General features: G+C 54.4%; 23 protein-coding genes and 4 pseudogenes. 18 read left to right on the top strand and 9 right to left on the bottom strand.

The window, feature by feature from the left end:
- The first annotated feature begins 55 nt into the window (after positions 1-55).
- The 6 genes from CW305_RS00135 to CW305_RS00110 all read left to right on the top strand — a co-directional run bounded on the left by CW305_RS00135 (position 56) and on the right by CW305_RS00110 (position 8,987).
- Positions 56-910: a TnsA endonuclease N-terminal domain-containing protein gene (locus CW305_RS00135; protein ID WP_042925935.1), complete on the top strand. Its 855-nt coding sequence runs from the start codon at positions 56-58 to the stop codon at positions 908-910.
- The gene (locus CW305_RS00130; protein ID WP_042925937.1) at positions 907-3,075 is read left to right on the top strand and encodes a Mu transposase C-terminal domain-containing protein; all 2,169 of its coding nucleotides are present in this window, start codon (positions 907-909) and stop codon (positions 3,073-3,075) included. Before CW305_RS00135 ends, CW305_RS00130 begins: the two co-directional genes overlap by 4 nt.
- Entirely contained in the window at positions 3,072-4,532 is a 1,461-nt protein-coding gene (locus CW305_RS00125) for an ATP-binding protein (protein ID WP_042925938.1), read from the top strand. Before CW305_RS00130 ends, CW305_RS00125 begins: the two co-directional genes overlap by 4 nt.
- Before the next feature lie 15 nt (positions 4,533-4,547).
- The gene (locus tag CW305_RS00120) at positions 4,548-6,212 is read left to right on the top strand and encodes a TnsD family Tn7-like transposition protein (protein ID WP_042925940.1); all 1,665 of its coding nucleotides are present in this window, start codon (positions 4,548-4,550) and stop codon (positions 6,210-6,212) included.
- A 290-nt stretch (positions 6,213-6,502) separates the two neighbouring features.
- Complete coding sequence (locus CW305_RS00115) at positions 6,503-8,179, top strand: TniQ family protein (RefSeq protein ID WP_104096810.1); 1,677 nt, start codon at positions 6,503-6,505, stop codon at positions 8,177-8,179.
- Positions 8,180-8,687: 508 nt separating this feature from the next.
- On the top strand, positions 8,688-8,987 hold the full coding sequence (locus CW305_RS00110) for a hypothetical protein (protein ID WP_085987739.1): 300 nt from the start codon (positions 8,688-8,690) through the stop codon (positions 8,985-8,987).
- 219 nt (positions 8,988-9,206) lie between these two features.
- Here CW305_RS00110 and CW305_RS00105 read toward each other — a convergent pair whose 3' ends face one another.
- Positions 9,207-9,536: a four-helix bundle copper-binding protein gene (locus tag CW305_RS00105; protein ID WP_024162553.1), complete on the bottom strand. Its 330-nt coding sequence runs from the start codon at positions 9,534-9,536 to the stop codon at positions 9,207-9,209.
- Positions 9,537-9,721: 185 nt separating this feature from the next.
- A pseudogene (locus tag CW305_RS00100) lies at positions 9,722-10,087 on the bottom strand (ATP-binding protein); the annotation flags it as partial.
- Between the two features lie 66 nt (positions 10,088-10,153).
- Here CW305_RS00100 and CW305_RS00095 point away from each other — a divergent pair.
- Positions 10,154-10,354 (top strand): annotated as a pseudogene (locus CW305_RS00095) (transposase); the annotation flags it as partial.
- Between the two features lie 80 nt (positions 10,355-10,434).
- Positions 10,435-11,805, top strand: a complete 1,371-nt coding sequence (locus CW305_RS00090) for a transposase (RefSeq protein WP_104096809.1) — start codon at positions 10,435-10,437, stop codon at positions 11,803-11,805.
- Between the two features lie 37 nt (positions 11,806-11,842).
- On the opposite strand, the gene CW305_RS23310 is transcribed toward CW305_RS00090, so the two are convergent.
- Both CW305_RS23310 and CW305_RS00085 read right to left on the bottom strand, forming a co-directional pair.
- Positions 11,843-12,013 carry a hypothetical protein gene (locus CW305_RS23310; protein WP_181063837.1) on the bottom strand — a complete coding sequence of 57 codons (171 nt, stop codon included), beginning with the start codon at positions 12,011-12,013 and terminating at the stop codon, positions 11,843-11,845.
- A 152-nt stretch (positions 12,014-12,165) separates the two neighbouring features.
- Entirely contained in the window at positions 12,166-13,155 is a 990-nt protein-coding gene (locus CW305_RS00085) for an arsenic resistance protein (protein WP_074857882.1), read from the bottom strand.
- 226 nt (positions 13,156-13,381) lie between these two features.
- Here CW305_RS00085 and CW305_RS00080 point away from each other — a divergent pair, with 226 nt between their 5' ends.
- Both CW305_RS00080 and CW305_RS00075 read left to right on the top strand, forming a co-directional pair.
- Entirely contained in the window at positions 13,382-13,942 is a 561-nt protein-coding gene (locus tag CW305_RS00080) for a hypothetical protein (protein WP_009686162.1), read from the top strand.
- A 467-nt stretch (positions 13,943-14,409) separates the two neighbouring features.
- Complete coding sequence (locus CW305_RS00075; protein WP_079328581.1) at positions 14,410-15,654, top strand: helicase/relaxase domain-containing protein; 1,245 nt, start codon at positions 14,410-14,412, stop codon at positions 15,652-15,654.
- A gap of 40 nt (positions 15,655-15,694) precedes the next feature.
- On the opposite strand, the gene CW305_RS00070 is transcribed toward CW305_RS00075, so the two are convergent.
- Positions 15,695-16,558, bottom strand: coding sequence for a DUF6685 family protein (locus CW305_RS00070; RefSeq protein WP_020307701.1), 864 nt, complete (start codon positions 16,556-16,558; stop codon positions 15,695-15,697).
- Between the two features lie 243 nt (positions 16,559-16,801).
- On the opposite strand from CW305_RS00070, the gene CW305_RS00065 reads away from it, so the two are divergent.
- Positions 16,802-17,443, top strand: a complete 642-nt coding sequence (locus CW305_RS00065; RefSeq protein ID WP_017246258.1) for an SOS response-associated peptidase — start codon at positions 16,802-16,804, stop codon at positions 17,441-17,443.
- Positions 17,444-17,850: 407 nt separating this feature from the next.
- A pseudogene (locus CW305_RS23610) lies at positions 17,851-18,276 on the top strand (DNA cytosine methyltransferase); the annotation flags it as partial.
- A gap of 125 nt (positions 18,277-18,401) precedes the next feature.
- On the opposite strand, the gene CW305_RS00050 reads toward CW305_RS23610, so the two are convergent.
- Positions 18,402-19,295, bottom strand: a complete 894-nt coding sequence (locus CW305_RS00050; RefSeq protein WP_026006648.1) for a cation efflux transmembrane domain-containing protein — start codon at positions 19,293-19,295, stop codon at positions 18,402-18,404.
- Positions 19,296-19,396: 101 nt separating this feature from the next.
- On the opposite strand from CW305_RS00050, the gene cadR reads away from it, so the two are divergent.
- From cadR to CW305_RS00020, 6 genes are all read left to right on the top strand, one after another.
- Positions 19,397-19,804 (top strand): Cd(II)/Pb(II)-responsive transcriptional regulator, encoded by a 408-nt coding sequence (gene cadR, locus CW305_RS00045; protein WP_017246254.1) that lies wholly within the window; start codon positions 19,397-19,399, stop codon positions 19,802-19,804.
- Positions 19,805-19,911: 107 nt separating this feature from the next.
- Positions 19,912-20,259 (top strand): DUF3703 domain-containing protein, encoded by a 348-nt coding sequence (locus CW305_RS00040; RefSeq protein ID WP_017246253.1) that lies wholly within the window; start codon positions 19,912-19,914, stop codon positions 20,257-20,259.
- A complete protein-coding gene (gene lspA, locus CW305_RS00035) occupies positions 20,256-20,765 on the top strand; it encodes a signal peptidase II (protein ID WP_017246252.1) in 510 nt (169 codons plus the stop codon). The genes CW305_RS00040 and lspA overlap by 4 nt, the downstream gene beginning before the upstream one ends.
- Complete coding sequence (locus tag CW305_RS00030; RefSeq protein ID WP_026006647.1) at positions 20,762-21,508, top strand: helix-turn-helix transcriptional regulator; 747 nt, start codon at positions 20,762-20,764, stop codon at positions 21,506-21,508. The genes lspA and CW305_RS00030 overlap by 4 nt, the downstream gene beginning before the upstream one ends.
- A 68-nt stretch (positions 21,509-21,576) precedes the next feature.
- The gene (locus CW305_RS00025; RefSeq protein ID WP_023083085.1) at positions 21,577-22,485 is read left to right on the top strand and encodes a sterol desaturase family protein; all 909 of its coding nucleotides are present in this window, start codon (positions 21,577-21,579) and stop codon (positions 22,483-22,485) included.
- Between the two features lie 21 nt (positions 22,486-22,506).
- A complete protein-coding gene (locus CW305_RS00020; RefSeq protein ID WP_038663091.1) occupies positions 22,507-23,754 on the top strand; it encodes a cytochrome P450 in 1,248 nt (415 codons plus the stop codon).
- A gap of 157 nt (positions 23,755-23,911) precedes the next feature.
- On the opposite strand, the gene CW305_RS00015 is transcribed toward CW305_RS00020, so the two are convergent.
- From CW305_RS00015 to CW305_RS00005, 3 genes and pseudogenes are all read right to left on the bottom strand, one after another.
- Entirely contained in the window at positions 23,912-24,496 is a 585-nt protein-coding gene (locus CW305_RS00015; RefSeq protein WP_017246245.1) for a protein-disulfide reductase DsbD domain-containing protein, read from the bottom strand.
- Positions 24,497-24,513: 17 nt separating this feature from the next.
- The gene (locus CW305_RS00010) at positions 24,514-25,704 is read right to left on the bottom strand and encodes a protein-disulfide reductase DsbD family protein (RefSeq protein ID WP_017246246.1); all 1,191 of its coding nucleotides are present in this window, start codon (positions 25,702-25,704) and stop codon (positions 24,514-24,516) included.
- A 360-nt stretch (positions 25,705-26,064) separates the two neighbouring features.
- Positions 26,065-26,644: pseudogene (locus tag CW305_RS00005) on the bottom strand (IS5-like element ISPsp6 family transposase); the annotation flags it as partial.

Here is a 26,644-nt window from a genome sequence, read left to right as displayed (position 1 = left end):
TAGAACTATACTTTTGCCGTCTGAGGGAACGGTCCGGACGGACTGAGGAGGGAGGGTGCGAGGTCGTAGGTTTGCTTCAAGTCAGGATATTGAACGGCACATTGCCAATGGTTTTGGAGCAGGTGCCGGAGCTGAGTACGTGCCTTGGCTGCGTGTTCAAGATGTTCCTTCAAGGGGTCGTTCCTGGAAAATCCCAGGCGTTAAGATTGACCGGATTCATCACCTCCTATCCGATCTTGAACGAGCGTACTTTTTACTCTCTGAGTTTTCAGAGGACGTAGTCGACATCCGCGAGCAATATCCCCTGCTGCCGTTGGAAAGCACCCAGGCTATAGCCAGAGCAATCGGTGTTCGGTACCCAAGGTACAGACCCACTTCTGTTCCTATGGTAATGACCACTGACTTTCTGCTGACCGTTCAGCAGCCAAACGGGGATCTCAAGTCGGTTGCTCGGACGATCAAATATCAGGAAGACCTTAAAGGTAGAGACTGTGCTCGAACTTTGGAGAAGTTGGATGTCGAGAGACGATTCTGGATCAGCCAAGGCGTTGATTGGAGCATCGTAACGGAGGAGCTATTTACGCCCGACTTAATCCAGAATCTTGGATTCCTTCGAAAATACGCAAAATTGCCTCGTGCCCTGATGGATGTCTCGCTGCATTCGGAATTTATCGAGATTCTTGAATCGGTAAGGATTTGCCCTTGGTCAACCTCAGAAAGCTTGAGAAAAATTGGCAACCGATTATCTATACCGTATAGCGAAGCTCGCGACATTTTCTTTAATTTGATCTGGCGGAAGATTATAAGACTCGACTTAAGCGGTGCGCCGTTACATCTTAAGTCGCCCTTACCAGATTTCAAAGTTGTTCCCGCCACCGAAATGATAAAACTTAGCGAGAGGTCGTCATGAATATTTCAGTCAATGATGTCTTCGAGCCGCTCACAGAACTCTCCGTGCTCTATACTACGGCGAGAGCACTTCACCTTGATGAAAAAAACGATGCACTGGTCATAATCGATCTGACTGAACCTCCCAGGAAGCCCTATTCCATTGGCCTGGAGGAGCTCAGGGCGTCATTGGCATCGGGCCATACAAAGCCTGTAGTTACGGCGGTGCCAGAATTTCTTTTGGTTTTGGAAGATGATCTAGACGAGAGTGCTAGGCGCGATAGGGACGAAAAATGGGCTTTGATTGCGCCACTTTTGGATCCGGCGTATCCAGGACAGATATTCTCTCAAGGCGAGATGGGCCGGCTGGTCGGAAATCGTGCTGCTGAGGTAGGCGTGCAGCGAAAGACGATCTATCGCCTGTTGTATAGATACTGGTTCTATGGCCAGGTAAGAAATGCGCTTCTAAAAAACTATTCTGCTGTAGGTGTTGGGAGTCGCAATTATTCCGTTGATAACCCGCCAGGACGAAAGCCTAAGTATCAAGGGGTGCTAGTCTCACGTGCCAAATTACTAAGCGAAATCGACAAACGATGCATTCGGCTGTCTTACGCACTTTATGCGCAGAACAAGACATCAACGATCCGCAGCGCTTACGACAAAATGCTGAGCAACTTCTACTCGGAAAAAGAGCTTTCAAAATACGCCGAGAATCGAGTTCGCTTGCTTCCTGAATCTGAGATTCCCACATTCAACCAGTTCGATTACTGGGGCAAGCAATTCTTTGATGAGATCGACACCGATCGTGGCCGTATGGGCATGAGGAGGTGGCTGAAGGACTGCCGCCCGTTGTCCGGTACCGTCCGCGATTGGCTTAGAGGGCCAGGTCATCAATTCGAAGTAGACGCGACCATTGCTGACATTTACTTGGTCAACAGCTACTCCCGACGGATGCTCATCGGGCGGCCCGTGGTGTACATCGTGGTTGACAGTTTCTCGGGGATGATTGTTGGCCTGTATGTCGGCCTTGAGGGGCCTAGCTGGAACGGGGCTCGACAGGCACTGTTCAACGCATTCACCTCCAAGGTGGAATTTTGCGCGCAGAACGGCGTGGATATCAGTCCTGAGGATTGGGATTGTCATCACCTGCCACATCAGATCTACTCCGATAGAGGTGAAATGTTGGGGTTAGCAGCTGAGGGTCTCGCGGCTGGCCTGGGTATCGATATGGGGACGGCTCCTCCGTATCGACCGGATTGGAAGCCCATGGTCGAGAGCCGCTTCGGCATCCTGAATGACTTGACCGGTATTAGGTGGCTCCCCGGCGGGGTTGCGGCCCGAGAGAAGGAGCGCGGCGAGCGTGATTATCGGCTCGATGCGACGCTGACTCTGAAGGAGTTCACCCAGATCATGATCGAGTGCATTCTTCACTACAACCGTCATCACCGGCAGCCTGATCGGCTCACCCAAGCGATGATGAACGATGGCGTTCAACCCACCCCGATGGAGATCTGGAGGTGGGCTTTGGAAAATGACCTTATCCAGGCTAACAAGCGTCCTGACGAGCTGATTTATCTCAACTTGCTGCCTCGAGAGCGAGCCACCGTCCAGAAGGGGGGAGTTTTGTTCCGCGGTATGCATTACTCCTGCGAGATGGCTGTCCAGGAAAACTGGTTCGCAAAAGCGCGTCGCAATGGCGTTTGGTCTATTGATTGCTGGTTTGATCCGAACTCCGCAGCGCACATCTGGATCAAGGGCGAGAACAAGGAATTCCTGCGCTGCGACCTCAGACGGTCGGATGCCAAGTATGCAAATTATCGTTCGGACGAGATCTACGATCTTCTGGAGGCCTATCGGCAGATGCCTCCGGCTCATAAGCGCGCTGAACTCGAAAGCCGAGTGGGCTTGGCCGACACCGTGGGGCAAATTATCAGTAATGCATTGGCCGAGCGGAAGCTTGAACCAGCTGCTAGCACCAAGGCTGAAGCGGTATCGAACATACGCGAGAATCGTGTTGAAGAGCGACTGCTTGAGCGTGAGAACGCTACTGTTCCAGACGGCGTACGCGCAGAACCCGTTCAACCTGATGCGCAGGGTCCCGCCATTGCCCGAGATTCGTACGCTGGACCGCGTACCGCGCAGGTTATCGACTTGCTCAACAGAGTTCGACCGGGGCAGACTAAATGAGAGGTGCCAAAGCTCTTGCGAGCTATACGAAGCAAGTCATCACTGAATACGCTGGAAACCCGCTGATCGAAGCGCTGCCTCCTATTCTTGACGAAACGGCGGCTGCCGAGCTGATATCTAATTTTCCCCAGCCGGTAACTCCTGAAGAGCTTGAGCTCGACGGGGCAACGCGGATTCACTGTATTGATCGCTTGAGGACGGTCGTGCAGCCGTTTCTGCTGCATTTGGAACTAGAGTCCCTGTTATCTCTGCTGATCCGCCGCGGATATGTTGGCCGTAATCCAACTAGTGCCTCAACTGTCAGGCACCTTCATTCCTTGTCAGGGGCTCAGCGCTATCACGATGCTTTCAAATCAACAGCTGACACCTTCAGCGTTGTGGGCCTGAGTGGTATTGGGAAGTCCACTGCACTGCATGCCATTTTAAGCCTGTACCCTCAGACGATCCGGCATGAGCATTATGAGGGCCAGCAATTCGTCCACACCCAGATCACCTGGCTCAAGCTTGATTGTCCACGAGATGGCTCGTTGGCTGGTTTTTGTCAGCAGTTCTTCCACGCGGTCGGCCAAGCACTGGGCGACAAGGACTACCACAAGCGCCATCGGCATCGAAACATCAACGATGCGCTTCAGCAGATGGAACAGGTAGCCAGCACGTTTTTTATCGGCGCCTTGCTCATTGATGAGCTGCAGAACCTTCACCTGGCCAAGACCGGGGGTAAGGAAAGCATGCTGAATTTCTTCCTTCACTTGGTGAACAACATCGGTATCCCGGTCGTGTTCATAGGGACGAATTCGATGATCAGCCTGTTCTCGGACGTAATGCGTGTCGCCAGGCGCAGTTGCGGTGGGGGGATGATAGAGTTCAAGCGCTTCGAGAAGGAGGATGACGAGTGGCGTTTTCTGGTCGAGAACCTTTGGAGCTATCAGTGGTGCAAGCAGACGGCTGAACTGACACCGGAGATTTTTGAAGCGCTGTACGAGCACACCCAGGGAGTGACCGACTTCCTGGTTAAGTTATTGGTGCTGAGCCAGCGCTATGCCATTCAGAGCGGCTCCGAGCGTGTGACTGCCGAGACGATCGTCAAAGTAAGCAATTCCAAGATGCAAATACTCAGGCCAGCGCTATCAGCTCTGCGTAGTCGTGATCTTAATCGCATGCGCAAGTTCGACGACCTGCTTCCCATAGAGGAGCAGCTGATGGAAATGATGGCGTTCAGTGGGCTTGGGCGAGCTGACCGTCTTGCTTTGCTTCGAGGTGTCACCCCTCCTGCACGCGCAAACACTGCAGTACCAGAAGCCGCTGTTAAGAAAGCCGGTACGCCTGTAGCAGTCGCCGTTGAGGCGTCGCAAGCAAAGGCGTTCAGTGAGCATCCTGACACCCTTGCAGAGTTGAAGTCAGCTGGCTGGGTCACCAAGGATATCTTCGAGTTCTCGCCGACCTACCGTCGATCATGATTCGAGGGTCGCGTAATGGAACTGAAATTCCATTTCTTCCCTGCAGCACTACCCGACGAGACGCTACACAGCGTTCTCTCTCGCTATGCCCGGCTTTGTGGCGGGCATAGCCGCAAAGCTGCGTTCACCGGCAACAGAGCTGCGGTCTCGTTCACGCAAAATGTAGCGTTTCCCTGTCGGTTGGATGATTTGGCCGAGTTGCTTCCCCCAGGCACAGATCTCTCGGTATCCAAAATCATCACGCGCCATACCGTTCTGCCCTATTACGCGCCTTTTCTCACCGATGAGCAGATGCAGCATGCCCGCACCTCAATGGCCGGGGACGGCAAGTGGCTAATGCTGAAACTAGGAATCAATGCCAGTCGGATCGAAGGAGCTTCGAGGGTACGGTTCTGTCCGGCCTGCCTCAATGAGGACGTCGTTCGGGTTGGAGCAGCGTACTGGCACCGCGTTCACCAGCTTCCCGGTGTGTTGGTATGCCCTCACCACGGCGATTCGCTCAGGACGGTGGATCCGAGCTGGTATAGCCGTAATTCATGGCAGCTCCACCTGCCTGACGATGCCGAAGTACAAGCTCATTCACATCAGGTCACTGTTGGTCTGGAGGCTTTTCCAACGCTGCATCAGATCGCGCTACGATCGATGCAATTGCTTACGCTAGACCTCGATCCCCTTTCACCCATTGCCTTGCGCGCTTGCCTGATGCGGAGAGCTGCTGAGTCAGGCCTAACCCGGGGTAAATCGCAGCGGCTGGATCTATGCCGTTTGGCCGCACATATGGACGGCGTTTTCAACGCTCTGCCTGCAGCTTGGGAATACTCGATTCTCGGAGATTCACCCTCAGATCTGCCCGCGACTTGGGTCACCAAGCTGCTACGGAGGCCAAGGCATACGCATCATCCACTCAAATACATTGTGCTGGCCACCGCCCTGGGGGTTGATCTGGCTCATCTCCAGTGCAGCGACAAGCCATCAACGCAAGCTGTTAAGCGACCATCGCCAACTGGTGTTGGCTATCCAAAAGCGAAGCTTTCTGAGGTCCTGCTAGATGGACTGGAAGGCTTGCCTGCTGCGGTTTGGAAACTAGCTATTGCCGGGTGCGAGGCTCGGCAGATCGCCTCTGCGCTTGGAGTCACCCGAGTGTATGTTTATCGAACCATCCGTGCCGTCAACGGCGGTTCGCAGGCCTGGAGAGATGCAAGATTTCAAAGCGAGCGTCTCAGGCGCCGAGCAACCTTCGAGGTTGAATATGGGGGCCTGCTAGCTCACCAATGCAAAGGATACATGTGGCTGTATCGTTGTGATCGACCCTGGCTCTCAGGCTACATCGCCAAACATGCGGGTGCTCATACAAACCGCGTTGATAACACTGATACATTCGCTACTCTCGATGCGAAACTTGCTGAACAGATCAGGTGCTATGCACAGCGCCTTCTAACCGCGTCGGGTAAGCCTGTCTTGATCTCGCGCGCTAGGATAGGGCGGGATCTACATGTCCTCTCACGTCTTGAGAAACAGCTCTCCAAGCTACCTCTGTGTGCCCTGGCATTGGAGCAGGCGTGTGAGTCTATCGAGCAGTTTCACGTTCGGCGCCTACAGTGGGCCAAGGCGAAGCTGGAAGACGAGCAGCGAAGCGTAACTCGATCAGCGTTGTATCGAACTGCTTGCATCAGGCCGTAGTCATGTTTCCTCTGGGCGGAAACTATTCCACTTTTTCGTGCATATTTCTAATAAAGTGTGAGCCTCCGTATGACATTTTTTTGGGTGTAGCCCGCGATATTGCTAACGTAAACCTGATTTATATCAGCTAATTGCTTTGCAAAAAAAATGTGTGGGAGTGCCGAATTGATACAGCGCTCGTCCGCCATATATTTTCAATATCCCTGCCTGAAACACGATATGGTGTGTTAGAAATACACCGCACTGCAGAGTGCGTGTACTTTCAAGTCTTATATCTCTAGCTAATATCCATGTCTGATCTGCTATTTTTTCCCATGTCCATGCCGGACGAGATGTTGCATTCTCGTATCACGCGCTACCACTTCCTGTCAGGTAACAGAACTGCAGCTGAAACTTTCCGGGATCTGTTTGGGTCCGCGCCGTTCAGCGTAGGGATTCTGCCAAAGCAGATTGAAGTGCTTGCTACCAGACTACCTGGTGACACAGAGAGCAATCTCGACGATCTGATCAGCACGAATACTATGTTTCCAGCATACAGGCCTTTTCTGGGGCTAGGCCAAGGCGTGGAAAATGCTCCTACAGGCTCCAGTATATCGGGGGTGGCTCGTATTCCCCGTCGTGAGGCAGCTGTCCACGGTAAGGCTAAGCTCTGCTACACCTGCGTGCAGCAGGATCTGCTTGAAACGGGCTATGCATACTGGCATCGCTCACACCATTTGCCAGGTGTGTCTGTCTGTTGGCGTCATGGTGAGTCGCTGATGCATGCGTGCCCCAAATGCTCTCATCCGTTCTTCCGTAAGCTTCGGTTACTTCCGAATCCGACTGATCCGTGCATATGCGGTTGGAGCGCCCTAGATCCCGCGACAGGAAAGCAGGGCACTGTGCTTGAAAAGACATTTGCGGAGTTCGCCTACGAATTACTGCAGCGTAACTTACCGCCAATGAGTTGTGAAACGTTAGCCGCAAGCTATGTACGACAATGCAGAAAACGCGGTTTCATACACGGAAAATTTGTCGGTACTGCAAAACTATTTGACAGCATCCGTTCAAAGTATGGAGATGAAGCCCTGTCGCGAATGGACAAAGCTTATGAAGCAGGTAAACACGACCAATGGATACGGTTTAGTTTTTACAATGGCCAGATGGATATGCCACTCGCCCGGCATATGATCATTGCACAGCATTTATTTGGGGGCGCGGATGACTTTGAGGCTGCCTTGCAGAAAGAGCTCATTCTTCGGCACGCGGCAGGTGCAAAATTACGTTTAAAGCTGGAGAGGCCGAAAGTTGGTAGGAAGGCGCAACACCGTCAGAAAATAGCCACCATTTTAGCTGTTCGAGCGAATGTCGATTTGGAGTACCTCTGGGATAACGCTTATCAAGCCACCCGCTGGCTAGCGGAGCATGACAACGCATGGTTGATGGGAAAGCTCAGCACGCCAAAGCGCTTACCTGAAGTAGTCGAGGAGGTTAGTGATCTCCGAGACAGCGCTTATGCTGCCATTCTCCTATCGGGTGCTGAGAATCTCTATCGGATTTCCAAAGGACAGAAGCGGGTTAATCTCAACAACCTGCAGAAACTCCTACCCGTGCGTTTACCGCGGTGTCCAAAGTTACGTAAGCGTAGATTTCCCTTGGCGTCCCAGCAGGCTGAACTTCTTATGGAGTCTGTCTGGCACTTTAGATTGAGACGGCTAATTTTCGCTCTTGCCAATATGAAAAGGCTAAACCTTCCGATGAACACTGGAAGTCTGGGTATGGTTTCCAGTGTTCCGAATACTGTTTTTCAAGCCCTTGTTAGCTTTTTCGAGTGGGACCTAGAGGACTTTGCGAGAAATGGAGTGGACGCAGAAACTCTGCTTAAGTCCACCGGTTTACCAAGGAATTGGCAGGGACCACCTGGTTTCAACCAAGTCCTGGGAGGCACTGCGTACTATCGGAATAAGTCTGTAGCTGAGAGCACCTGAAAAAAACGCGCTGAGTGAAGCCTGTAACGCTTCCGTTGGATTAAAGTAATTTGCAATATGTTCACTCACCGACGCCGCGCGCTTTTTCAGAGCCTGTGCCATTCAACCGGACGCGGTTCTCCACAGCAATTACCGCTACGCGGTCGGATGCATGTGCTTTTTGCATCCAGATGTCATGGCCGGCCACAGACGGTATTACATCTGATTAATCTAGGAGAAATTATCTAGAATAAATTGGCTCACGGCATAAATGCTAGTGTTGTCTTGAGATTCTGTTGCGCTTGGGGGAACTACGCCTTGTTCGAGTATCCGCTTCTTGCTGCCGGAATTTGAAGACCACGAGCAGCAGCCATCGAACAAAAATTTCTGCTGTTTTTCAGTGCAAGTGATGAGGTTAAGAGCACATCACACGTAAGCTCCGCTTAGCATTAATGTAATATAAGACTCAGCTTTGTGTAAGGTTGACACCTTTAAACTATCCAACATCAATGACCAAGAGGTGTTAACGATGAAAAAATTTGCGGCAGTTCTTGCTGTTGGCATAGCCGTAAGTTCCTCCTTCGCAATGGCTGAGGTTGATAGAAACTCAACGATGCAGCATGACTATGCTGCAGTCGAGGGTAGACAGGCTTTAAAGGTTCTTCTTGAAAGCGGTGATGTACTAAGTGTGACGCCAATGGGCGAAGATAGTATTCTAGGCTGGCCAAGCTATCGTGCGCAGCCATACGAAATCAAAATTCGTACTCCTGATGGAGTTGTCCACTCAGTGGAGTTCCGTAGCGCGCCAGTTGGCATCAATAACGGTTAATTATTTATAAGGGAATTAATACGATATAAGCCAATTGTATGATCGTTACGATTGGCTTATGACTGATTTTTCAAATGGCATTCTTTTTTTTGCACAAGAGTAACAATAGAAGCCAAGGCGTCATTTCAGTGGGTAGAGCGTAGGTGTCCTGCCACTGAATAAAAGCGCTTTCCTACCAAGTCCATAAGATACCATCTTGGCAGGAAAGCGGCTTGCTGGTTATACAGCCATACGTTCACATTCCTCAGCGCACTTCATACAGGCTTTCGCGCACTCTTGGCAGTGATCCATCTGATGCTTGGCACACTCTTCACCGCAGGCTCGGCAAATTTTTGCACACAATGCACAGAACTCTTTAGCCAACTCGCTCTGGCGACTCATGAGTCTGGCTGCCAGAGCACATATGTCAGCACAATCTCTGTCGAGCTCAATGCAACGGGCCATCGTTTGTACGTCGTCTTCAAGTAAACAGGCAGATGCGCATGCTTCGCAAACTAGAGCGCAGTTAGAACAAGCTTGAATGCAGCTATTGAACATTGTTTCAGTCATGACTTCCTCCAAAGTTCGTATTTTAGCGTATAGTCTTGAGCTGGCCTGAGGTGATCCTCTAGCAGCTCATAAATCCGACATATTCAGAGTTCGTCCGTTCCAATGGTTAACATTACAATCGTGTAAGGTCCCTTATGATCGCTATGCGGCTGATTTTAAAATATTTACCTTTATTCGATATTTTATTATTGGCGGGGAAATTCCATGTGAAAGCCCGTCACGCCGTCTAATGAGGTGCACCAGATTCTGCCTTTATGGGCCTCAACAATAGATCTGGTAATAGCCAAGCCGAGGCCAGCGTTGCTTGGACTACCCTCGCGCCGGGCAGGATCGACCCGATAGAAGCGATAAAAGAGCTTGTCCAGGTGCTCGGCCTCGATCGTCCCTCCGGGATTCTCGACGCTGAGGGTTACCGTTCTTTCCGCCTCGTGAATCGTTACAGAAATAGTTTCCCCTACCGGGGTGTAACGCAGCGCGTTGGATAACAAATTGGAGACCGCTCTATCAATCATTAATTTATCTCCCAGCACATTTCCTGCGCCTGAGACTGAGGGAAACTCTGAAGAAGACTTCCAGATTTTGGCAAAATACCCGGATTCCACCCGCTGAGTTTCCCCATGAAGCAGATGACCTTCGCTGACGCCGATTACGCCGGTAAGCGCAAACAAACCCGCAAAGAGTTGTTCCTGATCGAGATGGATCGGGTGGTGCCGTGGAAGGGTTTGATTGCCTTGATCGAGCCGCATTATCCCAAGGGTGAAGGCGGTCGTCCGGCCTATCCGCTGATGGCGATGCTGCGCGTGCACCTGATGCAAAACTGCCGATTCTGTTGAAAAAGTAGCTGCTTCCCCATGCCTTCGGCAGAATTGCCCTGTCAGCGGGCGTGGAGGCGAACAGCATGATGGGACAGTTACCGGGAGGACAGCAGCGCCTGTTCTACTCGTTCAATCTCGAAGATCACGTCCCGGCCCAACATCTCCTGCGCAGCATCGACCAGTGCCTGGATCTCAGTGATCTGCGCGCCTATCTGGCGGATTTCTATAGCCCCATCGGGCGTCCCTCGATTGACCCGGAATTGATGGTGCGCATGCTGGTCGTCGGCTACTGCTATGGCATTCGTTCCGAGCGGCGATTGTGCGAAGAGGTGCACCTGAACCTGGCCTATCGCTGGTTCTGCCGGCTGGGTCTGGAAGACGAAGTACCTAATCACTCGACCTTCTCGAAGAATCGCCATGGCCGTTTCCGTGACAGCGATCTGTTCCGCTGGTTGTTCAATGAAGTGCTGCGGCGCTGCATGGCAGCCGGCCTAGTCAAGGGCGAAGGTTTCGCCGTCGACGCCAGCATCATCAAGGCGGATGCCAGCCGGCAACGTGGGGTGGTGGGAGATGAAGTCGATTGGAGCGATCCAAAGCTCAGCAGCCGCGCCGTGCGCGAGTACCTCGAAGCACTTGATGAAGATGCGTTGGCTGAGGCTCTTCCCAAGAAGATTTCGCTCACCGATCCTCAGTCCCGTTGGACAGCAGCACCAGGCGGCCCGGCCTTCTTTGCCTACTCCACAAATTACCTGATCGACACTGAGCACGGTGTGATCATGGATGTGGAAGCGACCCCGGCGCACCGTACCACCGAAGTCGACTCGACCAGGACGATGGTCGAGCGTGTCGAAGCGCAGTTCGACCTCACACCGGAACGCCTCATCGGCGACACCGCCTATGGCACTGCCCCGATGCTGGCCTGGATGGTCGAAGAGAAGGACATCGAGCCGCATGTGCCGGTGTGGGACAAGACTGAGCGCAAGGACGACAGTCTCTCCAGTAACGACTTCCACTGGAATCAGGAAGCCAATGAATATCGCTGCCCAACCGGCAAACCGCTACGCAGTGAATGGCGCGCCTTCACCCAGAAAAGATCGCGGGTAACCAAGGCCAACACCATCATCTACCGCTCCAGCCAAACCGACTGCGTCACCTGTCCGTTGAAAGCGAAATGCTGCCCCAACACACCGAATCGGAAGATCGTTCGCAGCATCCATGAGGCTGCCCGTGACGTGGCGCGATGCATCGCCAAGACGCCGGAATTCCTCGTCTCTCGTTGCGAACGGAAGAAGGTGGAGATGCTGTTCGCCCACCTCAAACGGATCATGAAACTCGACCGTTTACGACTGCGTGGACTGACGGGGGCGACTGACGAATTCACCTTGGCGGCGACTGTGCAAAACCTGAGACGTATGGCCAAGCTGCTGCCTAACGGGCCACCGATCACGGGATAGGTGCGCCTGCGGCGAGCAGAAACCTTCGAAATAACCCTCAGACCTGGGCAAGGAAGCTCAGTGAAACGCCGAAAGGCAACTTGAAGTGGCTTCCAGCCACTTCGACAGCAGGCACATCCGACCGGCCGGCTGCCGCTGAACCTACTTTTTCAACAGAATCGAACGAGTAGAACAGGCGCTGCTGTCCTCCCGGTAACTGTCCCATCATGCTGTTCGCCTCCACGCCCGCTGACAGGGCAATTCTGCCGAAGGCATGGGGAAGCAGCTACTTTTTCAACAGAATCGGCCAAAAGCAGACATCCGCAACAAGATGTTGTCCTACGTCCGCTATCGATGTCACGTGACCAACCCGGAGCAGGTTCAGCCGTTGAGCGGTTCGCTAGTCTCGGCACGATCACGGCAAAGAAACGCTGGCACAGCCCGGACATAGACCAGTTCAGCAACCAGCTCGACAAGGGTCTGGGTAATCACCGCAGCGGCGGCGAGCCCCCGCAGCTGTTCAGGCAGCGCTAATGCAAGGGGCAGCACCACCAGTGAGTTGCGCGTCGAGCTGCTGAAGATCACAGCCCTTGCCGACCGCACAGGCAGCTTGCACACCTTGGAGACCAGTGCACCGATTACGGGAGCCAAGAAGGCAAAGGCGATGTAGATCGGCAGTACGGGAGCAAGCCTGCCGATCTCATTCACTACGGGAGCAATCTGCGAGCCGACCACGGCTATGAGCACCGCCGCCATGGCCGGCACAGGTAACCAGGCCCAAGCATCAGCCCATGTCTTCACCGCTGCGGAGCGCTTTACCAATGCTTCTGTCAGCAGTGCCAGGATCAGCGGGGCCATGATGAGTGCCAGAAAGGCTTCGACAAAGGGGCCTATCGACACGACCACCCCCGAAGTATCACTCAGCATAAGCCCCAGGTAGAGCGGTAAAAGAGCAAGCTGAAGTAACAGCAAAATCGGCGTCGCCGAAAGGATCAGGCGTGAGTCACCCCGGCCAATGTGGGTGAACACGACCACGTAATCGATGCAGGGCGTCAGTAGCACCAATAGCACGCCAATCAGGATGGCGGGATGTCCATCCAGGAAGCGGGTCAGCCCCCAAGCCAGGAGAGGAATCAAAACAAAGTTGGCGACTAGGAGCGCAGCCATGAAGGGCTTGTTGTGCAAGCCATCTTTAAGGTTCAGCAACGGAATCTGAAGAAACATCGCATACATCAGAACAGCGATGGTGGGCGTGACCAAGACCGACAATCCCTGGGCGGTATTCGGAGCCAGCAATCCGCCAATCGCCGCGACAATAACCGCTACGAAGTAGATCGGTACTTGGTTCTGCTCTAGTGCATCTCTTGTCATGGTTCACTCAAAGTCATGGTTTGCTCTCCGCGTTAGGGAGGACAAGGATGGTTAGCTAGGGATAAGGCAAGCAGCGCTAACGGCCAATGGTCATTCATCAATGGCTGCTTCAGGCCTGTACTTTCAGGTTAATTTGACCTGCATTAGGCTACACCCGTCTTCGAGGTCTATATTGACTACTGGTGACTCACCCCACGACCCACTTTCACCTGCAAGGAACTGAGCAATGAAAGCACCAAAACTCGCCACCTTCGCTTTGGCGGCTGCGCTTTTTCCGGCCTTAACCTTTGCGCAGCAGGACTCCAGTACCACCAGCCAGGCTCAACAGCAGCCAATGAGCGTTGAGCAATTTGATCAAGAGATGGCGAAGGCACAAGAAAACCTGAAGAGAATGCAGGAGCAAATGAGCCAAATTCAGAAAGCAAGCGACCCTGCACAGCGTCAGAAACTGATGCAAGAGCACCAAACCATGATGCAGCAAGGAATGCACATGATGAACGGAATGCGTGGCGGCGGAATGATGGGGTGCTGCGGAGGGGGCATGCAGGGCGGCCATATGATGGGTGACGGTCAGATGATGGGCGGGGGCCACATGATGGGTAACGGTAAGATGATGGGTGGGGGCCACATGATGGGCTGGGATCAAATGGGCAGCCACTACTCCCAGATGACGCCTGAGCAGATGAAGCAGCATCAATACATGATGGACAGGTACATGGGCATGCAACAGATGATGATGGATCAGATGATGCAGCATCAGCAGCATATGGGCATGCCACAGCGCTGAGACTTCACACTTATTCCACGGGCAGCATGCTGTTCCCGTACGGTATGAATACTCTCATGCGCCAGCCCAACTCACGCTAGGGGCGTTGGGCTGGCGCCCACCGATTCAATTTTTGGCTCACCTGAAGATTCAGCGCTAAAGCTCCTGTGAATGGTGACTTTTTTGTGCGCTCCGTCGACGCATCAACCAATAGGGGGCACGAATACGTCAACTCTGTATCAGCGGACACCTACATGTCTGGCTGGCTAATGGCTGCTTTTGGCCGATTGCCGCCGGTGACGACTGGCAGCTACCGGGCCAGAGCGGCGTTTCGGTTCACGTGCTTCAGCACGGCGCCGGCTCTTCGAGCAGGCTCGCTGAGCACTCTTAAACCCCGCAGCGCTGCTTCACCAATGAATGCCCTCTCTCTGCCGCTCACGAATCAACGCACACACGAATTCCGCGTATGCGTTCTATGGGTACATTGATTGAATGGTATCGGATGGATCTCATCCAATCCAGAGCTCTGGGGTGCTTTGCTGTACGTACTGGCTGGCCAGTTTGAGCACGCTGGGGTTCTTGGGGACATCGTTGTAAGGTCTGACCAGGCGTCGGTCGCCCATGAGCTTGGCGGCAATCCAGACAGAGCTGTGGCAGCACCGCGTAACACTCTTCAGCGTCAGCTCCTCGATGGGCTGCGCTACCTGGTGAAGAACGAGCTCAAGTTGAATCAGCCAGACGCTTCCGATGGCTGGATCACGGCCGATGCGATCTGGCTGGTCAGCAAGACCGTTTCGGATCGGCTGCGTGCTCACCTCCTCAGCCAAGGGATTGAGGGTGTTCCGGACCGCAACTCCACTCTCTTCAATGTCTTTCAGGATAACGGCCTGATTGTTGCGAATCCTGCTGGCAAAGCTATTTGGGATGCCGAAATCCTGAGCCCTACGGGATGGAAGAACGCATTCACGTTCTTGAGAGTTTCACCTTCACTCATATGGGCAGCTGGCGAAGACCGCCCGGAGCCTTTTGGCGGCTCGGTGCAAGTCCTCAACGAAGAAGCAGCCCCTGCCGCAGCTTCCGAAGCGCAGGAGGAAAAGCCCAGCCTTACTGCCGGGGGCGGCGATGCCGTTGCGGCAGAGCCTCAAGGGGACGAACCCGCAAGTGACCATGGACCGCAACCCGATGAGGTAGATGATACGGACTACCTTCTGGATCTGATGGATATGCGTGACGCGCCGACCAATTCGGTACCCGCCCCGGCGATGCCGGCGGCGTCCGAGGTCGAAGCTCAGTCAGACACTGCCGCGACCGCTACCATCGCTGGCCCGATCGGCGACACGCTAGGTCACCTTTTCATGCACTGGCTAAAAGTGGGTGTAGGAACCCACAAGATCATTATCAATGATGCAAAAGCCAAGGTTCACACCGTCAACGGCACGGCTTTTCTGGTGACTCCTGAAATATTCAGAAGGTATGCCCAAGAGCATCCGACCCTCTTCTCAGCGAGGGCTGGCGAAGGACAGCCATGGCTGCAGGTCCAAAAGTCGTTCGAAAAGCTGAAGCTTCACGTTAAGAAGAGCAACGGACATAACATCTGGACGTGCGAAGTCTTTGGACCTCGTAAAACGAAAACACTGAAGGGTTATATGCTCAAAAAACCCGGCGACGTATTCACAACTGAGATGCTGGATAATCCCAATCTCAAACTTTGTGAGAGTCAGGATGATCACTAGCTATCATTGGATAGTTGCGCTGAGGTCTGGACTACCCTAATTATGGCGGATTGACTTTGTTGATGACCGCTTGTGACTGGGCAGCTAGGCCAGCCAAGTAAGCGCCTAGGTCCTGGAAATTGTTTTCCTTGAGAATCCTCGCAACCATGGCAGAGCGCTTCTCCTTTAGCGGTAAAAAAATTGCGCAACGCTGGTGGTTGTGCGGGCGGGGCAATGTCTTCCAATAATACGTTGCCTTGAAGCGAGCCATAGCTTCGTTGAACCCCAACCAAGCATCAGGCTCATGCGACAACACGAACATGCCGTATTCACGCCTGAGTTCTGTTATAGCCTGCTCACATAACCCGTAGATCTTATAGGTTCCGGTCAGCTCAACCGGCTGTTCAAGCCGCGCCGCGATGTACTTGGCAGCTGCGAAGTGATGCGAACCGCCGGAGTTCATCAGAAAGACGCGTCCGTCCCAAGCCCAAGTGGCGAAATAATCGTGATCGACGTGGCTGATGATCCGAATTTCATCCCAGGCCAGATTCTTCGCCAGCTTCGCCGGAGATATCTCGTCGATCATCTCGGGTGAGTTCCTTACCACCATGTCATCCATGGTGGCGAACTCCTTGAGTTCGGATTTCGACGCGGAGAAGCCATCTACCTGTTGGATATCGCACCGCCACCGTTGGATCTGCATCTCGCTGCCAACGCGCAATAGTGGGGCGCATTCGATGCTAGTCGAGCCATACCGACCATAGGTGCGGCAGTGGGTCCATCCATTCAGCTTGTCGCGATATATCCCGCGCTCATAAATAAGAGATCCGAAGTCGTGCCACCTAACAACCGCTCCTGCGCCAATACCTTTTGCTGTTTCCTGGATGGGCGAATTAAGTTTGACTGGGCTCTTAATCAGCTTCATGAGCGTTGCAGGATACCCACAGTCCTCACGCACTGAGTCCCATAGAAATGTTCCTGCTCTGCGCCAGAAAGGGAGGGGCTGATCTATCGACATGCATTCACCATCGTCGGAGGCAGGCGTTCAGTATAAGGATGTACTCAGTAAGCGGGGTGCCGCGAGAGATAGTCCTAATCATAGATCCCACTCGCCAAGGCGTTGCGGGCCGCAACACCGAGCAGCACAGTGACGAATGAGAGGTGTGTTATGTGCAGTCGTTACGAAGCCCCTACCCCAGAGCGTCTCCAAGAAGAGTTTGGTGTCGAGTTCGACGCTCAGGAGAAGCTCGAATTGTGGCCAGGTTATGCCGGGCCGTTCCTGCGCAAGCCTCGCAATGTCGACCCGTACGATGACGCCGTGTTGCCATTTGAAGCTGAGGTGGGAGTGTTTGGGCTCCTGCCCTTCTGGGCCGACAAAAAGCTGGCACGGTCCACCTACAACGCCCGTTCTGAGACGGCCTCGGTCAAGCGGTCATTCAGGGAGGCATGGAAGAAGGCACAGCACTGCATCATCCCTGCGGTGGCGATCTATGAGCCCGACTGGCGAACAGGCAAGGCTATTCCTACTCGAATTTCCCGTGCCGATGGGCGGCTGCTAGGGATAGCGGGCCTATGGGAGGAGAGGAAAACTGCTGCAGGTGATAGGGAGCTGTCGTTCTCAATGCTGACGGTGAATGCCGATGACCATGCGCTGATGCGCAACTTCCATCGCCCGGGGCATGAGAAGCGCATGGTGGTGGTGCTCCCTCAGGCGCTGTACCAGGACTGGCTGACAGCTCCCGCTGAAATCAGCAGTGAGTTCATGACCCAGTATCCAGCCGATAGGCTGGTTGCCTATCCCCAGCTTTGAGTTGACGCCAAGTACAATAAAACCTCTTGCCCCTTGTTGAATCACAGTTCAATGTTGGCCTGCTGCCGATAGCTTGGCAGCGCCGCGGCCAGATAGAGATCACTATGACTGGAAAAATTATGTCTGACGGCGAGGCCGATAGGCCGGCACGCATGACTCCTGCCGAGTTCAAGGCTGCTTATAAGAGCAAAGGTTGGACAGGCAGGCTGCTCGCTGAGCGGTGGAGCTACTCAGTAGCTTGGATCAGCAAAGTGGGTAACGATCCCGAGCGTGATCAGATTTGGGATGATGCAGTCCGCGGGTTACCGTCCGTCAAGTAATTGAACCACAGTTCAATTATTGTGTTGCCATAAGTTGAACTGTAGTTCAATGTCGCGCATGCAAACATATCCGTTAGAGGATCTAGCATGTACGACAGCTCCCGCGATTCCAGCTCTGCTCACCTGAAACGCACCCTGTACCATTTCCATTTCTGCTGCGGCCTTGGGGGTGGGGCTCGAGGGTTCAATAGAGCGCGCCCCGTTGTCGGGAATGTAGAGGCCCAATGGGAGTGTCTTGGAGGTGTAGACGTAGACCCAGCTGGGCTCCGTGACTTCGAGCGACTAGCTGGCGTTCCCGGCACCCTGTTAGACCTCTTTACCCGCGAGCAATACACCCGTTTCCATGGCCAGCAACCGCCTGCTGGCTGGACCGAGGCGACTGCCGAGGACATACGCCGCGCCGCGCAGAATCTGCGCCCCGACGCCGTATTCATCAGTTCGCCATGCAAGGGCGCCAGTGGGCTGCTGTCCGAGGCCACCAGCAAAACGCCCAAGTATCAGGCCCTTAACGAGCGGCATGCCCTTCGGCAATTTTGCCGTCCAATCCAGCCATCAGCTGTTCTATCTCAGCCGTCTCAACGTCACTCACAAGCTACGCGTCTCTGTTTGGAAAATGGGGGTGCTGTCGATCCGGTTGGTCAGGCTTTCAATGCCAGGATTCGGCGCGCACCGTTGAGTACGATGAGGCCAACTACCGTACCAATCACCAAATCTGGATAGGAAGAGCCTGTCCACGCAACCAGAGCTCCAGCGGCGATAACACCAATATTCGCGATCACATCGTTGGCCGAAAAAATCCAACTCGCTTTCATGTGTGCACCGCCTTCACGATGGCCGTAGATCAATAAGAGACAGCTGACGTTCGCGACGAGTGCAACTAAGCCAATCCCCATCATCAGCATCGACTCAGGTTCGCTGCCATAGATGAAGCGCCTAACCACCTCCACGAGTACCCCCAGAGCCAACACGATCTGGATAAAACCCGCCAGGTGCGCAGCGCGAACCTGCAGCTGCGCAGCCCGACCGACCGCAAAGAGAGCCAGACCATAGACGGCAGCATCAGCAAACATGTCCAGCGAGTCGGCGATCAGACCCGTCGACTGAGCAATCAAGCCTACGCCCAACTCGATGACAAACATCGTGGCATTGATACCGAGCAGGATTTTGAGCGAGCCAGCCTCCTTGGAAGCAGTCAGCTCTTCACTGGCGCTATTGGCCGAAGCTGCTTCCTGGCTGGCCGGTTGAGTACCGAGCAATGTTGCCCCCAAACCAAGTGATTCCAGCTTGGTTGCGATCTGGTCAACCGGACCGTCATGGAAAGCGCGTACCTGTCTGCTGCTCAGATCAAAGGACAGCGAATTGAGTTCAGAAAAGCCATTGAGCGCGAGCCGAATCATTCGCTCTTCTGACGGGCAATCCATCTTGGGCACAGAAAAACTGCTGACCCAAGTCCCTTCATTCGAAGGCGCGGCTGCCGCTTCAGTGCTTACCGGCTCAGGGCCACAGCCACAGGATTTATCACAAGAAGTCATGACTCGCCTCTCCTATAGGACTTGATTCTACCGATTAAAAACCATGTAGTGGCTATAGGGTCAAGCCTGGATATACTGGCTTTTTTACCAAGGGACAGACCATGCGCATCGGTCAACTTGCACAGCGGACAGGAGTGGACACTCAGACGATTCGTTTTTATGAACGTCAGGGACTGCTTCCACCGCCCGAACGCGAGGACAATGGCTATCGAACCTATAAAGCAGACCATGCGGACAAACTGCTGTTCATTCGCCGATGCCGCTCTTTTGGCATGTCACTGGAAGAAATTGGTGTTTTGCAGAGCTATCAGGAACAGCCGCAGCAACCCTGCGTTGCGGTCAATGAGCTCCTTGATAGACATATCGCACAGGTAAGGGCTCAGATCGCATCCTTACATGCTCTCGAAAACCAGCTGGTGACGTTGCGAGGTTGCTGCGATAACGAACGACAAAGTCTGGACTGCGGGATACTTTCGGGCCTGCTGGGGGGCGACAAACCTCTTTCGTAATTCCGACATAAAGTCATTTTTGCGTCGTCTTGAATCGCCCATAGCGCTTGACCCTATAGCAGCTATAGGGTGTTCACTCGGGCATCTACTGCGTAAGTGAGATCCAGATGAATACCACCCTCAGCATTGCCATTGATGAGGCCTTCTTCCAGGCTAGGAAAGCACTTAATGCAGAGGCGCCAACCGAGGCTTTCTCCTGGCTGGAGCGAGCCCACATATTGAGCCAGCGAATGCCTATTCTTCATGCTCAGAGCCATTGGCTGATGCTGAGGGCCGACTGGCAGTTGCGCGACTTTCGAAAGGTGCTCAGCCAAGTACCGCGAATCATGGCGGCCCTGCTGTTCTCGAAGATCTGGGTGCCGCTCGGAAACAGCGGGCGCGCCAGGGTTAGTGCTTTTGCGCCGATGCCTATTTCACCGGAGCTGCAGCGACTTCTTCAAGGAGAAATGCAATGAGGTCGTCTCCTAGATCACCTCTTGTTGCTCCTGGGTTCTGGTGGATGCTATCGCTAGCCATTGCCTCGGCCGACCTAGCGTTGAAAAGCGCAATTACGGGTTCGCTCCCGGTCGGCACCGTGATTCCTCTCACCCCGTTCTTCAACCTGGTTCACTTCTGGAATACCGGTGCAGCGTTCAGCTTCCTGGCTGACGCGGGTGGTTGGCAGCGTTACTTCTTCATTGTCATAGCTTTGGTCGTTTCGATCGTGCTGGCTCTGATATTGCGTAAACGCAGAGCCAAAAGCGAAGCCCTAGGCTATAGCCTTATCTTGGGCGGGGCAGTTGGGAATCTGATTGATCGCGCATTTCGAGGCCATGTAATCGACTACCTGGATTTTTACTGGCAGTCCTGGCATTGGCCTGCGTTTAACCTGGCGGATATTGCTATCGTCGGTGGCGCCGCCATGTTGATCCTGAGCAGTTTGCTAAGCCCAAATGCGGAAGCCGACCGAGTCAACGAATGAAAGGCTCGCTCTCAACGGATACCGTACGCTGGGCAGGCCAGGCCTGGATAGGGCCCGGCATCGGCATCTTTCATGGCCGTGCCGGCCACCAGGAGTGGCACCACCATCAGGCGCATCAGATTTCAGTGGGCCTCGATTCACCTGTATCGGTTGAAACTCCGTTGGGCATTCAAACAGGGGCTGCCATCTTCATCGCCGCGGGCCTGAAACACCGGATCAGTGCTGGTCGAGTGCTGTCGATCTATCTGGATGCACTATCCGATGAAGCCCCAACTATGCGGGGTACCGAAGAAGCAAGGGTAGTCGTGATCGCCCCGGCGGACGTAGTAGCGATTATCGATATGCTGCGCGAGACAGGACATACCGCTCTCCAGGTTAGGACGGGGGTGCGCCAGGCACTGCGGCTACCCGATCCACCGATTCCAGATCCTCGCTTGACAAAGGTGATTGAAGCGCTGCATAGAGGCCAAATGAGGCGCGAAGAAATGGCCGCGTTGGTGCATTTATCCCCTACACGGTTTTCCCATTGGTTCGTGGAACAGACAGGCTTGCCGCTGCGCAGCTATGCGAAATGGTTACGTCTCACACAAGCCCTACAGCACCTAGCCAAAGGGGGTCTACTCACCGAAGCGGCCCATGAGGCGGGCTTTTCTGACTCGGCACATTTCTCCCGGACATTCCGGGCACTGCTGGGCATCGATCCTTTCTCCGCCCTGGCTGAAGTCGATCTTCAGGGGTCGTAGCTCTTTCGTTCAAGCCGAAAGCGGACCTTCCCACATACAGTCATGGCTCCCTACTCAGGAGCTGAGCGATGTCTATTCCCTTGCGATTCGCCATAAGGTGGCTGAGCTATCCACTTGTGTTTGGCGGCTGTGCCTCCTTCATGATTTGGGCGCTGTATGCAGGTATACCGTATTGGCCCACCACACCCATAGTCGCCGCGGCGGGGCTGCTACTCATTGCTGGCTTGGAGCGCATCCAGCCTTTTCGGCGAGCCTGGCTGGAAGATCATCAGGACACCCTGACGGATCTGCTGCACATGCTGGTGAACCTGTCTGTCATTCAATTTACTGCAGAATTCCTGGCTAAGTTAGGCGATGCGGTACCGGCTTCGGTTCGGCTCTTTCCGATCGAGAGCCCATTGTGGCTGCAATTGCTACTAGTCGCCGCCGTGCTCGACTTGAGCCTGTATGTAATGCACCGCATCAGCCACCGGGTGCATTGGCTGTGGCGCTTTCACATGATCCATCACAGCGCTGAGCGGCTCTACTGGATGAACGGAGAACGTCGACATCCTCTGCATGCGGCGTTGATGGCCGGGCCGGGGCTGGTGGTTTTGCTCATATCTGGAGCTCCGTCTGCCGTAGTCGCAACGTGGTTTGGGATCCTAACCGTCCATCTGGCCTTTCAGCATTCGAACCTGGACTACAGCGTGGGTTGGCTGCGGCATGTGCTAGGGGTTGCTGAGGTCCATCGTTGGCACCATAAGCGCGACTTCGAAGACGCTCAGGTCAACTTCGGTGAGTTTTCAACTGTGTGGGATCAGATGTTTGGAACCTTCTACGACAGCGCCGGGAAGCTGGGCGAGGCTGAGGTTGGATTGCATGAAAAGGACTACCCCAGAAATTATTTCGGGCAATTTATTGATCCTGTTCATCCAACATCTGCTTACCCGGCCGGTCACAATTCTTCAGAGCAGGATGAAATCCGCAACACGTAGCTAGAACGGGTGGGGTCAGCAATGCCAAACATACCGCGTGACACCGGATTGGACAGTACTTGGGCCTTTTTGCGAGATCCCTACCGATTTATCTCCACGCGCAGTAAGTTTCATCAATCGCCTGTGTTTCAAACTCGCTTGATATTACAGAAAACTCTGTGCCTAACAGGTGCCGAAGCTGCTCGCTTGATTTGCGACCCTGACCGATTCGTTCGCCAGAACGCTGCGCCCAAGCGACTGCAAAAAACCTTATTCGGACAAGACGGTGTCCAAGGTTTGGACGGTGATGCGCATCGTCACCGAAAGGCCCTCTTCATGGGAGTGCTCACACCCGCGAACGTGCAGGAACTAGCAGAGTTGAGCGAGGTTCGTTGGAGGGAGTATGCGCGAACTTGGCGTCCCGGTGAGTCAATCGTCCTCTACGAGATTGCTCGCGAAATTCTATGCCGCACCGTATGCGACTGGGCCGGTGCTCCAATCGCTGAAAGAGATGTTCAACAATGGACTCAAGATCTTGCAGCTCTCTATGAGCACGCCGGCGCGATCGGTCTGCAGCACTGGCAGGCACGGAAGGCACGTCGCCGATTGGAGCAATGGGCGGCAGAGCTCGTCGAGTCCACTCGCGCCGCTCCCCCTACACCCGAGCAATCGCCTCTCGAACGCATCGCCCATTACAAGGACCAGCACGGACAGCCGTTGGATCTACATACCGCATCAGTGGAACTACTAAATCTGCTGCGGCCGACGGTAGCCGTCTCTGTATTCATAACCTTTGCAGCGCTAGCGCTGCACAAGCACCCGTTCTGTCTGAGAAACCTGCAGTCGGGAGATGAAAGAGATATAGGTTGCTTTGTGCAGGAAGTGCGGCGTTTCTACCCCTTCTTCCCAGCGATCAGCGCTCGCGTGAAAGAAGATTTTCTATGGGAAGGATTTTCCTTTGGCAGGGGCACCTTAGTCCTGCTGGACTTATACGGAACCAATCACGATTCCCAGCTCTGGGAGGAGGCAGATCGTTTCAAGCCTGAGCGCTTTCGATCCAACTCTCCGTCGCCATACTGCTTCATCCCACAAGGACCAGGCGACCCGCATGTTAACCATCGCTGTCCAGGTGAAGGCGTCGCCGTCGCATTGATGAGCGTTGCTGTTCGCTTCCTGGCTCGCTCGCTCCAATATGAGGTTCCCGAACAGGATCTATCAATCACCTGGGACCGATTGCCGGCACTGCCCCGAAGCCACTTCGTCATGCGGAATGCGCGAATCACAATGTAAGTTTGGTGTTTAACGAAGCGAGTCTCGCCCATCTCAAGATATGAACGGTGGGGCATGGCGTTGAGCTGCCCAGCGCAACCACGGCAATCGGGGAATACTCAGAATAAGCTGTTCACAGTCATTCCCCAATTGAGTCATTTCCGAGGGCCGTTCTGACTTATTGTCGCTTGGTATCGTCCAGATTCAGCGCAACGGGCAGGTCAGTCGGTGCCAGACAAATGCCCTCGTCACTGCAGGCCTGCACCCGTACAATCATTTCGAGCCTGCCTACCTTTTCCAGCACGGCGGTCTGTTTTTCGTCGGGCCGCAGCCGAATACTTGCACCGTCGTCATACACCTCTAGGGCGGTGTCACTCAGCACAATGTCACTGACCCGGCCGCGCGGGTACTGCGTCGGGATTATAAGCGCCTGGCCGTTGACTGAAGAGCTGACGACGGTGGGAATCAGGAATTCCATGGAGGCCGGATTTGCATTCACATGCCAGCCCGGTTGAATGTTCAGTGTTAAAACGAAATCACCCGTCTTTCCCGCCATTGCTGCGGCGCCTCCCGCAACAGTGAGGCGGACCTTATCAGCGGAATTTGCCAACCCTGCTCGGGTCGGCACCGGGACTTCAAGACCGGCACGTTCAGTCTGGGCAGCGTCGAGGTTGTTTCCGTTGGTGTCGATCAACATGAACGCAGCGATCGCGATCGCAAAAACCACTACTCCAGCTAGCAATCCTTTTTGTCGAATCACCATGATTGGGTCTCCAGTATCTAAGGTTGTGGGTTTCCGGTGCGATTGATAGCTTCGACCAAGCTGTCGGTGTCAAAAAGCCCCGTGAAACGGGCGATAACGGTGTCGTCACGGTCAACAACCACTGCGAAGGGTAAGGCCTGCCCGCCGGTCGCAGTTAATAGCGCATCTTTTTCTGGGTTGCTCGCTGTCACGTCAACTTGTATGGGCACCATCTTGGTGCGCCGCACGGCTTCGGCCACAGCGGCCTCCTGGTAGACCGTGCGCTCAAGTATCTTGCAGTTGATGCACCAGTCGGCGGTGAACTCCAGCAAATAGGGTGTGCCCTGGGCTTTTGTCTCCGTCAGTAGTTTTGCGGAGTAGGGTTGCCAGACGAGTTCGTCTTCGCTGTTGCCCAGCGGGGATGCGAATTCCACAGTCATCGCAAGGGCAAGGCCTGCCGCCGTTGTGGTGATCACACGCACGGTACCATTACCCTGGACGAAACGGCGGGCACCCCAGGCCAGCACCAGGGCCAGCCAAGACCACCATAGCCAGGTATAAACCGCTTTGGGCACCAGGCTCGCGCTGAAAAAGACGGCTGCGGCCAGCAAGACCAACGCGAGCACTTCTCTAATGACCAGGGTCCAGGGCCCCGCCTTGGGCAACCGGCTCAGCCAATCGGGTTTGAGCATCAATGCTGCGTAGGGCAGCGACAACCCCAGCCCGATACTGCCGAATATCCCCATACTTACCGGCGTCGGCTGGGTAACGGCAAAGGCTAGGACTCCACCAAGGAAAGGACCGGCGCAGGGTGCGGCCAAAACCGCACTCAATAACCCAGATACGAATGCTTCAAAGTAGCGCCGGCCATGGACCGAGGCGGCGAACGCCGGGATCGGGATGGGCAAATCCAGCCAGGTGACCACCGCAAACCCGACCATCAAGGCAACAAGGACACCAACGAACACCGCAGACTGAAACAAAGTGCCCCAGCTCCACTGCAGAAGTGCGGTCAGTCCGCCCAACGTCAGGAAAAACGCGAGCGTTCCTGCGGTGAACGCCAATGCCGCCAGCACGCGGTGCGATCGTTGGCTGCCCGCCTCTCGTAAGATGGTCCGGACCTTAATGGGAATTGCAGGCAAAACGCAGGGCGTCAGGTTGAGCAGCAAACCTGCCACTATCGCCATTAAGAGCTGGCCGGCGATGAGTAAAGAGGGAATTTGATCCATCACTCAGCTATTCCCAGCCCCTTCCCACCCTTCCTGGCCGGAACGTCCGGTCTGACCCCGCCATTGGCTGCTTGCATACTTAAACAGCAGATTTTTTGAGTGCTCATATCTCTTCTCCATATAGACCCCGTCCTTTGAGTTATTGGCAAACGTCAGCTATCGGTAACGATTATCGCATCGGCTTCAGGCATCGCGAAGAGCTGAGATGACATTAAGGAGACGCTGAACAATTAGCCAATTCTCACCGTCCCCCTTTTTCAACCCGGTTTTTTCAACCTACCGGCCTTATTCTGCGTTTCTTGGGCCGATTTCTACCCTGATTTTGCTGATTAGCGGGCCAGCCCCGCCTTTCGGACGGACTTATCCCGCCGTCCGTTGCAAATACCGCTTGGCCAGTACCAGATTGGCCAACCCAAACAGACTGAACAACTGCGCCGTATTCTTTTCCAGTCCACGGTAGCGAACCTTACGATGATTGAAGCGCACCTTGATCACCTGGAAGGGATGCTCGACCTTGGCACGCAGCTGCGCCTTGGCGTATTCGACTTTGCGCTTGACTCGGTACAGCACGCTGTCTCTGCCGTGATGTTTGTAACTGCTTGGCCGTGCTGCAATCGACCAGACAACGTCCCGTTCAGCATGCTCCGGTCGCTTGGCCGCACCAGTGTATCCAGCGTCACCCGAAACATAGGTTTCGGCGCCGTGCAGCAACTGATCGACCTGGGTGACATCCGCCACGTTGGCGGCAGTCCCTACCACGCTGTGCACGAGTCCCGATGTGGCGTCGACACCAACGTGGGCCTTCATCCCGAAGTGCCATTGATTGCCTTTCTTGGCCTGATGCATCTCAGGATCACGCTTACCTTCTCGGTTCTTGACCGAGGGCGGCGCGGCGATCAGGGTAGCGTCGACGATAGTGCCTTCCTTGAGCAGCAGACCC

Source organism: Stutzerimonas kunmingensis, from assembly GCF_002929225.1.
GTDB lineage: Bacteria > Pseudomonadota > Gammaproteobacteria > Pseudomonadales > Pseudomonadaceae > Stutzerimonas.
This window is presented reverse-complemented; position numbering and strand designations above follow the sequence as displayed.

What these genes read in the sequence shown, in the direction of transcription:
- CW305_RS00050 (WP_026006648.1), bottom strand. Translation starts at nt 19,295, where the DNA reads ATGACTTCTTGTGATAAATCCTGTGGCTGTGGCCCTGAGCCGGTAAGC.
- CW305_RS00010 (WP_017246246.1), bottom strand. Translation starts at nt 25,704, where the DNA reads ATGGATCAAATTCCCTCTTTACTCATCGCCGGCCAGCTCTTAATGGCG.
- CW305_RS00120 (WP_042925940.1), top strand. Translation starts at nt 4,548, where the DNA reads ATGGAACTGAAATTCCATTTCTTCCCTGCAGCACTACCCGACGAGACG.
- CW305_RS00105 (WP_024162553.1), bottom strand. Translation starts at nt 9,536, where the DNA reads ATGACTGAAACAATGTTCAATAGCTGCATTCAAGCTTGTTCTAACTGC.
- CW305_RS00080 (WP_009686162.1), top strand. Translation starts at nt 13,382, where the DNA reads ATGAAAGCACCAAAACTCGCCACCTTCGCTTTGGCGGCTGCGCTTTTT.
- CW305_RS00065 (WP_017246258.1), top strand. Translation starts at nt 16,802, where the DNA reads ATGTGCAGTCGTTACGAAGCCCCTACCCCAGAGCGTCTCCAAGAAGAG.
- CW305_RS00020 (WP_038663091.1), top strand. Translation starts at nt 22,507, where the DNA reads ATGCCAAACATACCGCGTGACACCGGATTGGACAGTACTTGGGCCTTT.
- CW305_RS00015 (WP_017246245.1), bottom strand. Translation starts at nt 24,496, where the DNA reads ATGGTGATTCGACAAAAAGGATTGCTAGCTGGAGTAGTGGTTTTTGCG.
- CW305_RS00110 (WP_085987739.1), top strand. Translation starts at nt 8,688, where the DNA reads ATGAAAAAATTTGCGGCAGTTCTTGCTGTTGGCATAGCCGTAAGTTCC.
- CW305_RS00085 (WP_074857882.1), bottom strand. Translation starts at nt 13,155, where the DNA reads ATGACAAGAGATGCACTAGAGCAGAACCAAGTACCGATCTACTTCGTA.
- CW305_RS00090 (WP_104096809.1), top strand. Translation starts at nt 10,435, where the DNA reads ATGATGGGACAGTTACCGGGAGGACAGCAGCGCCTGTTCTACTCGTTC.
- CW305_RS00030 (WP_026006647.1), top strand. Translation starts at nt 20,762, where the DNA reads ATGAAAGGCTCGCTCTCAACGGATACCGTACGCTGGGCAGGCCAGGCC.
- CW305_RS00070 (WP_020307701.1), bottom strand. Translation starts at nt 16,558, where the DNA reads ATGAAGCTGATTAAGAGCCCAGTCAAACTTAATTCGCCCATCCAGGAA.
- CW305_RS00040 (WP_017246253.1), top strand. Translation starts at nt 19,912, where the DNA reads ATGAATACCACCCTCAGCATTGCCATTGATGAGGCCTTCTTCCAGGCT.
- CW305_RS00130 (WP_042925937.1), top strand. Translation starts at nt 907, where the DNA reads ATGAATATTTCAGTCAATGATGTCTTCGAGCCGCTCACAGAACTCTCC.
- CW305_RS23310 (WP_181063837.1), bottom strand. Translation starts at nt 12,013, where the DNA reads ATGATGGGACAGTTACCGGGAGGACAGCAGCGCCTGTTCTACTCGTTC.
- CW305_RS00125 (WP_042925938.1), top strand. Translation starts at nt 3,072, where the DNA reads ATGAGAGGTGCCAAAGCTCTTGCGAGCTATACGAAGCAAGTCATCACT.
- lspA (WP_017246252.1), top strand. Translation starts at nt 20,256, where the DNA reads ATGAGGTCGTCTCCTAGATCACCTCTTGTTGCTCCTGGGTTCTGGTGG.
- CW305_RS00115 (WP_104096810.1), top strand. Translation starts at nt 6,503, where the DNA reads ATGTCTGATCTGCTATTTTTTCCCATGTCCATGCCGGACGAGATGTTG.
- cadR (WP_017246254.1), top strand. Translation starts at nt 19,397, where the DNA reads ATGCGCATCGGTCAACTTGCACAGCGGACAGGAGTGGACACTCAGACG.
- CW305_RS00025 (WP_023083085.1), top strand. Translation starts at nt 21,577, where the DNA reads ATGTCTATTCCCTTGCGATTCGCCATAAGGTGGCTGAGCTATCCACTT.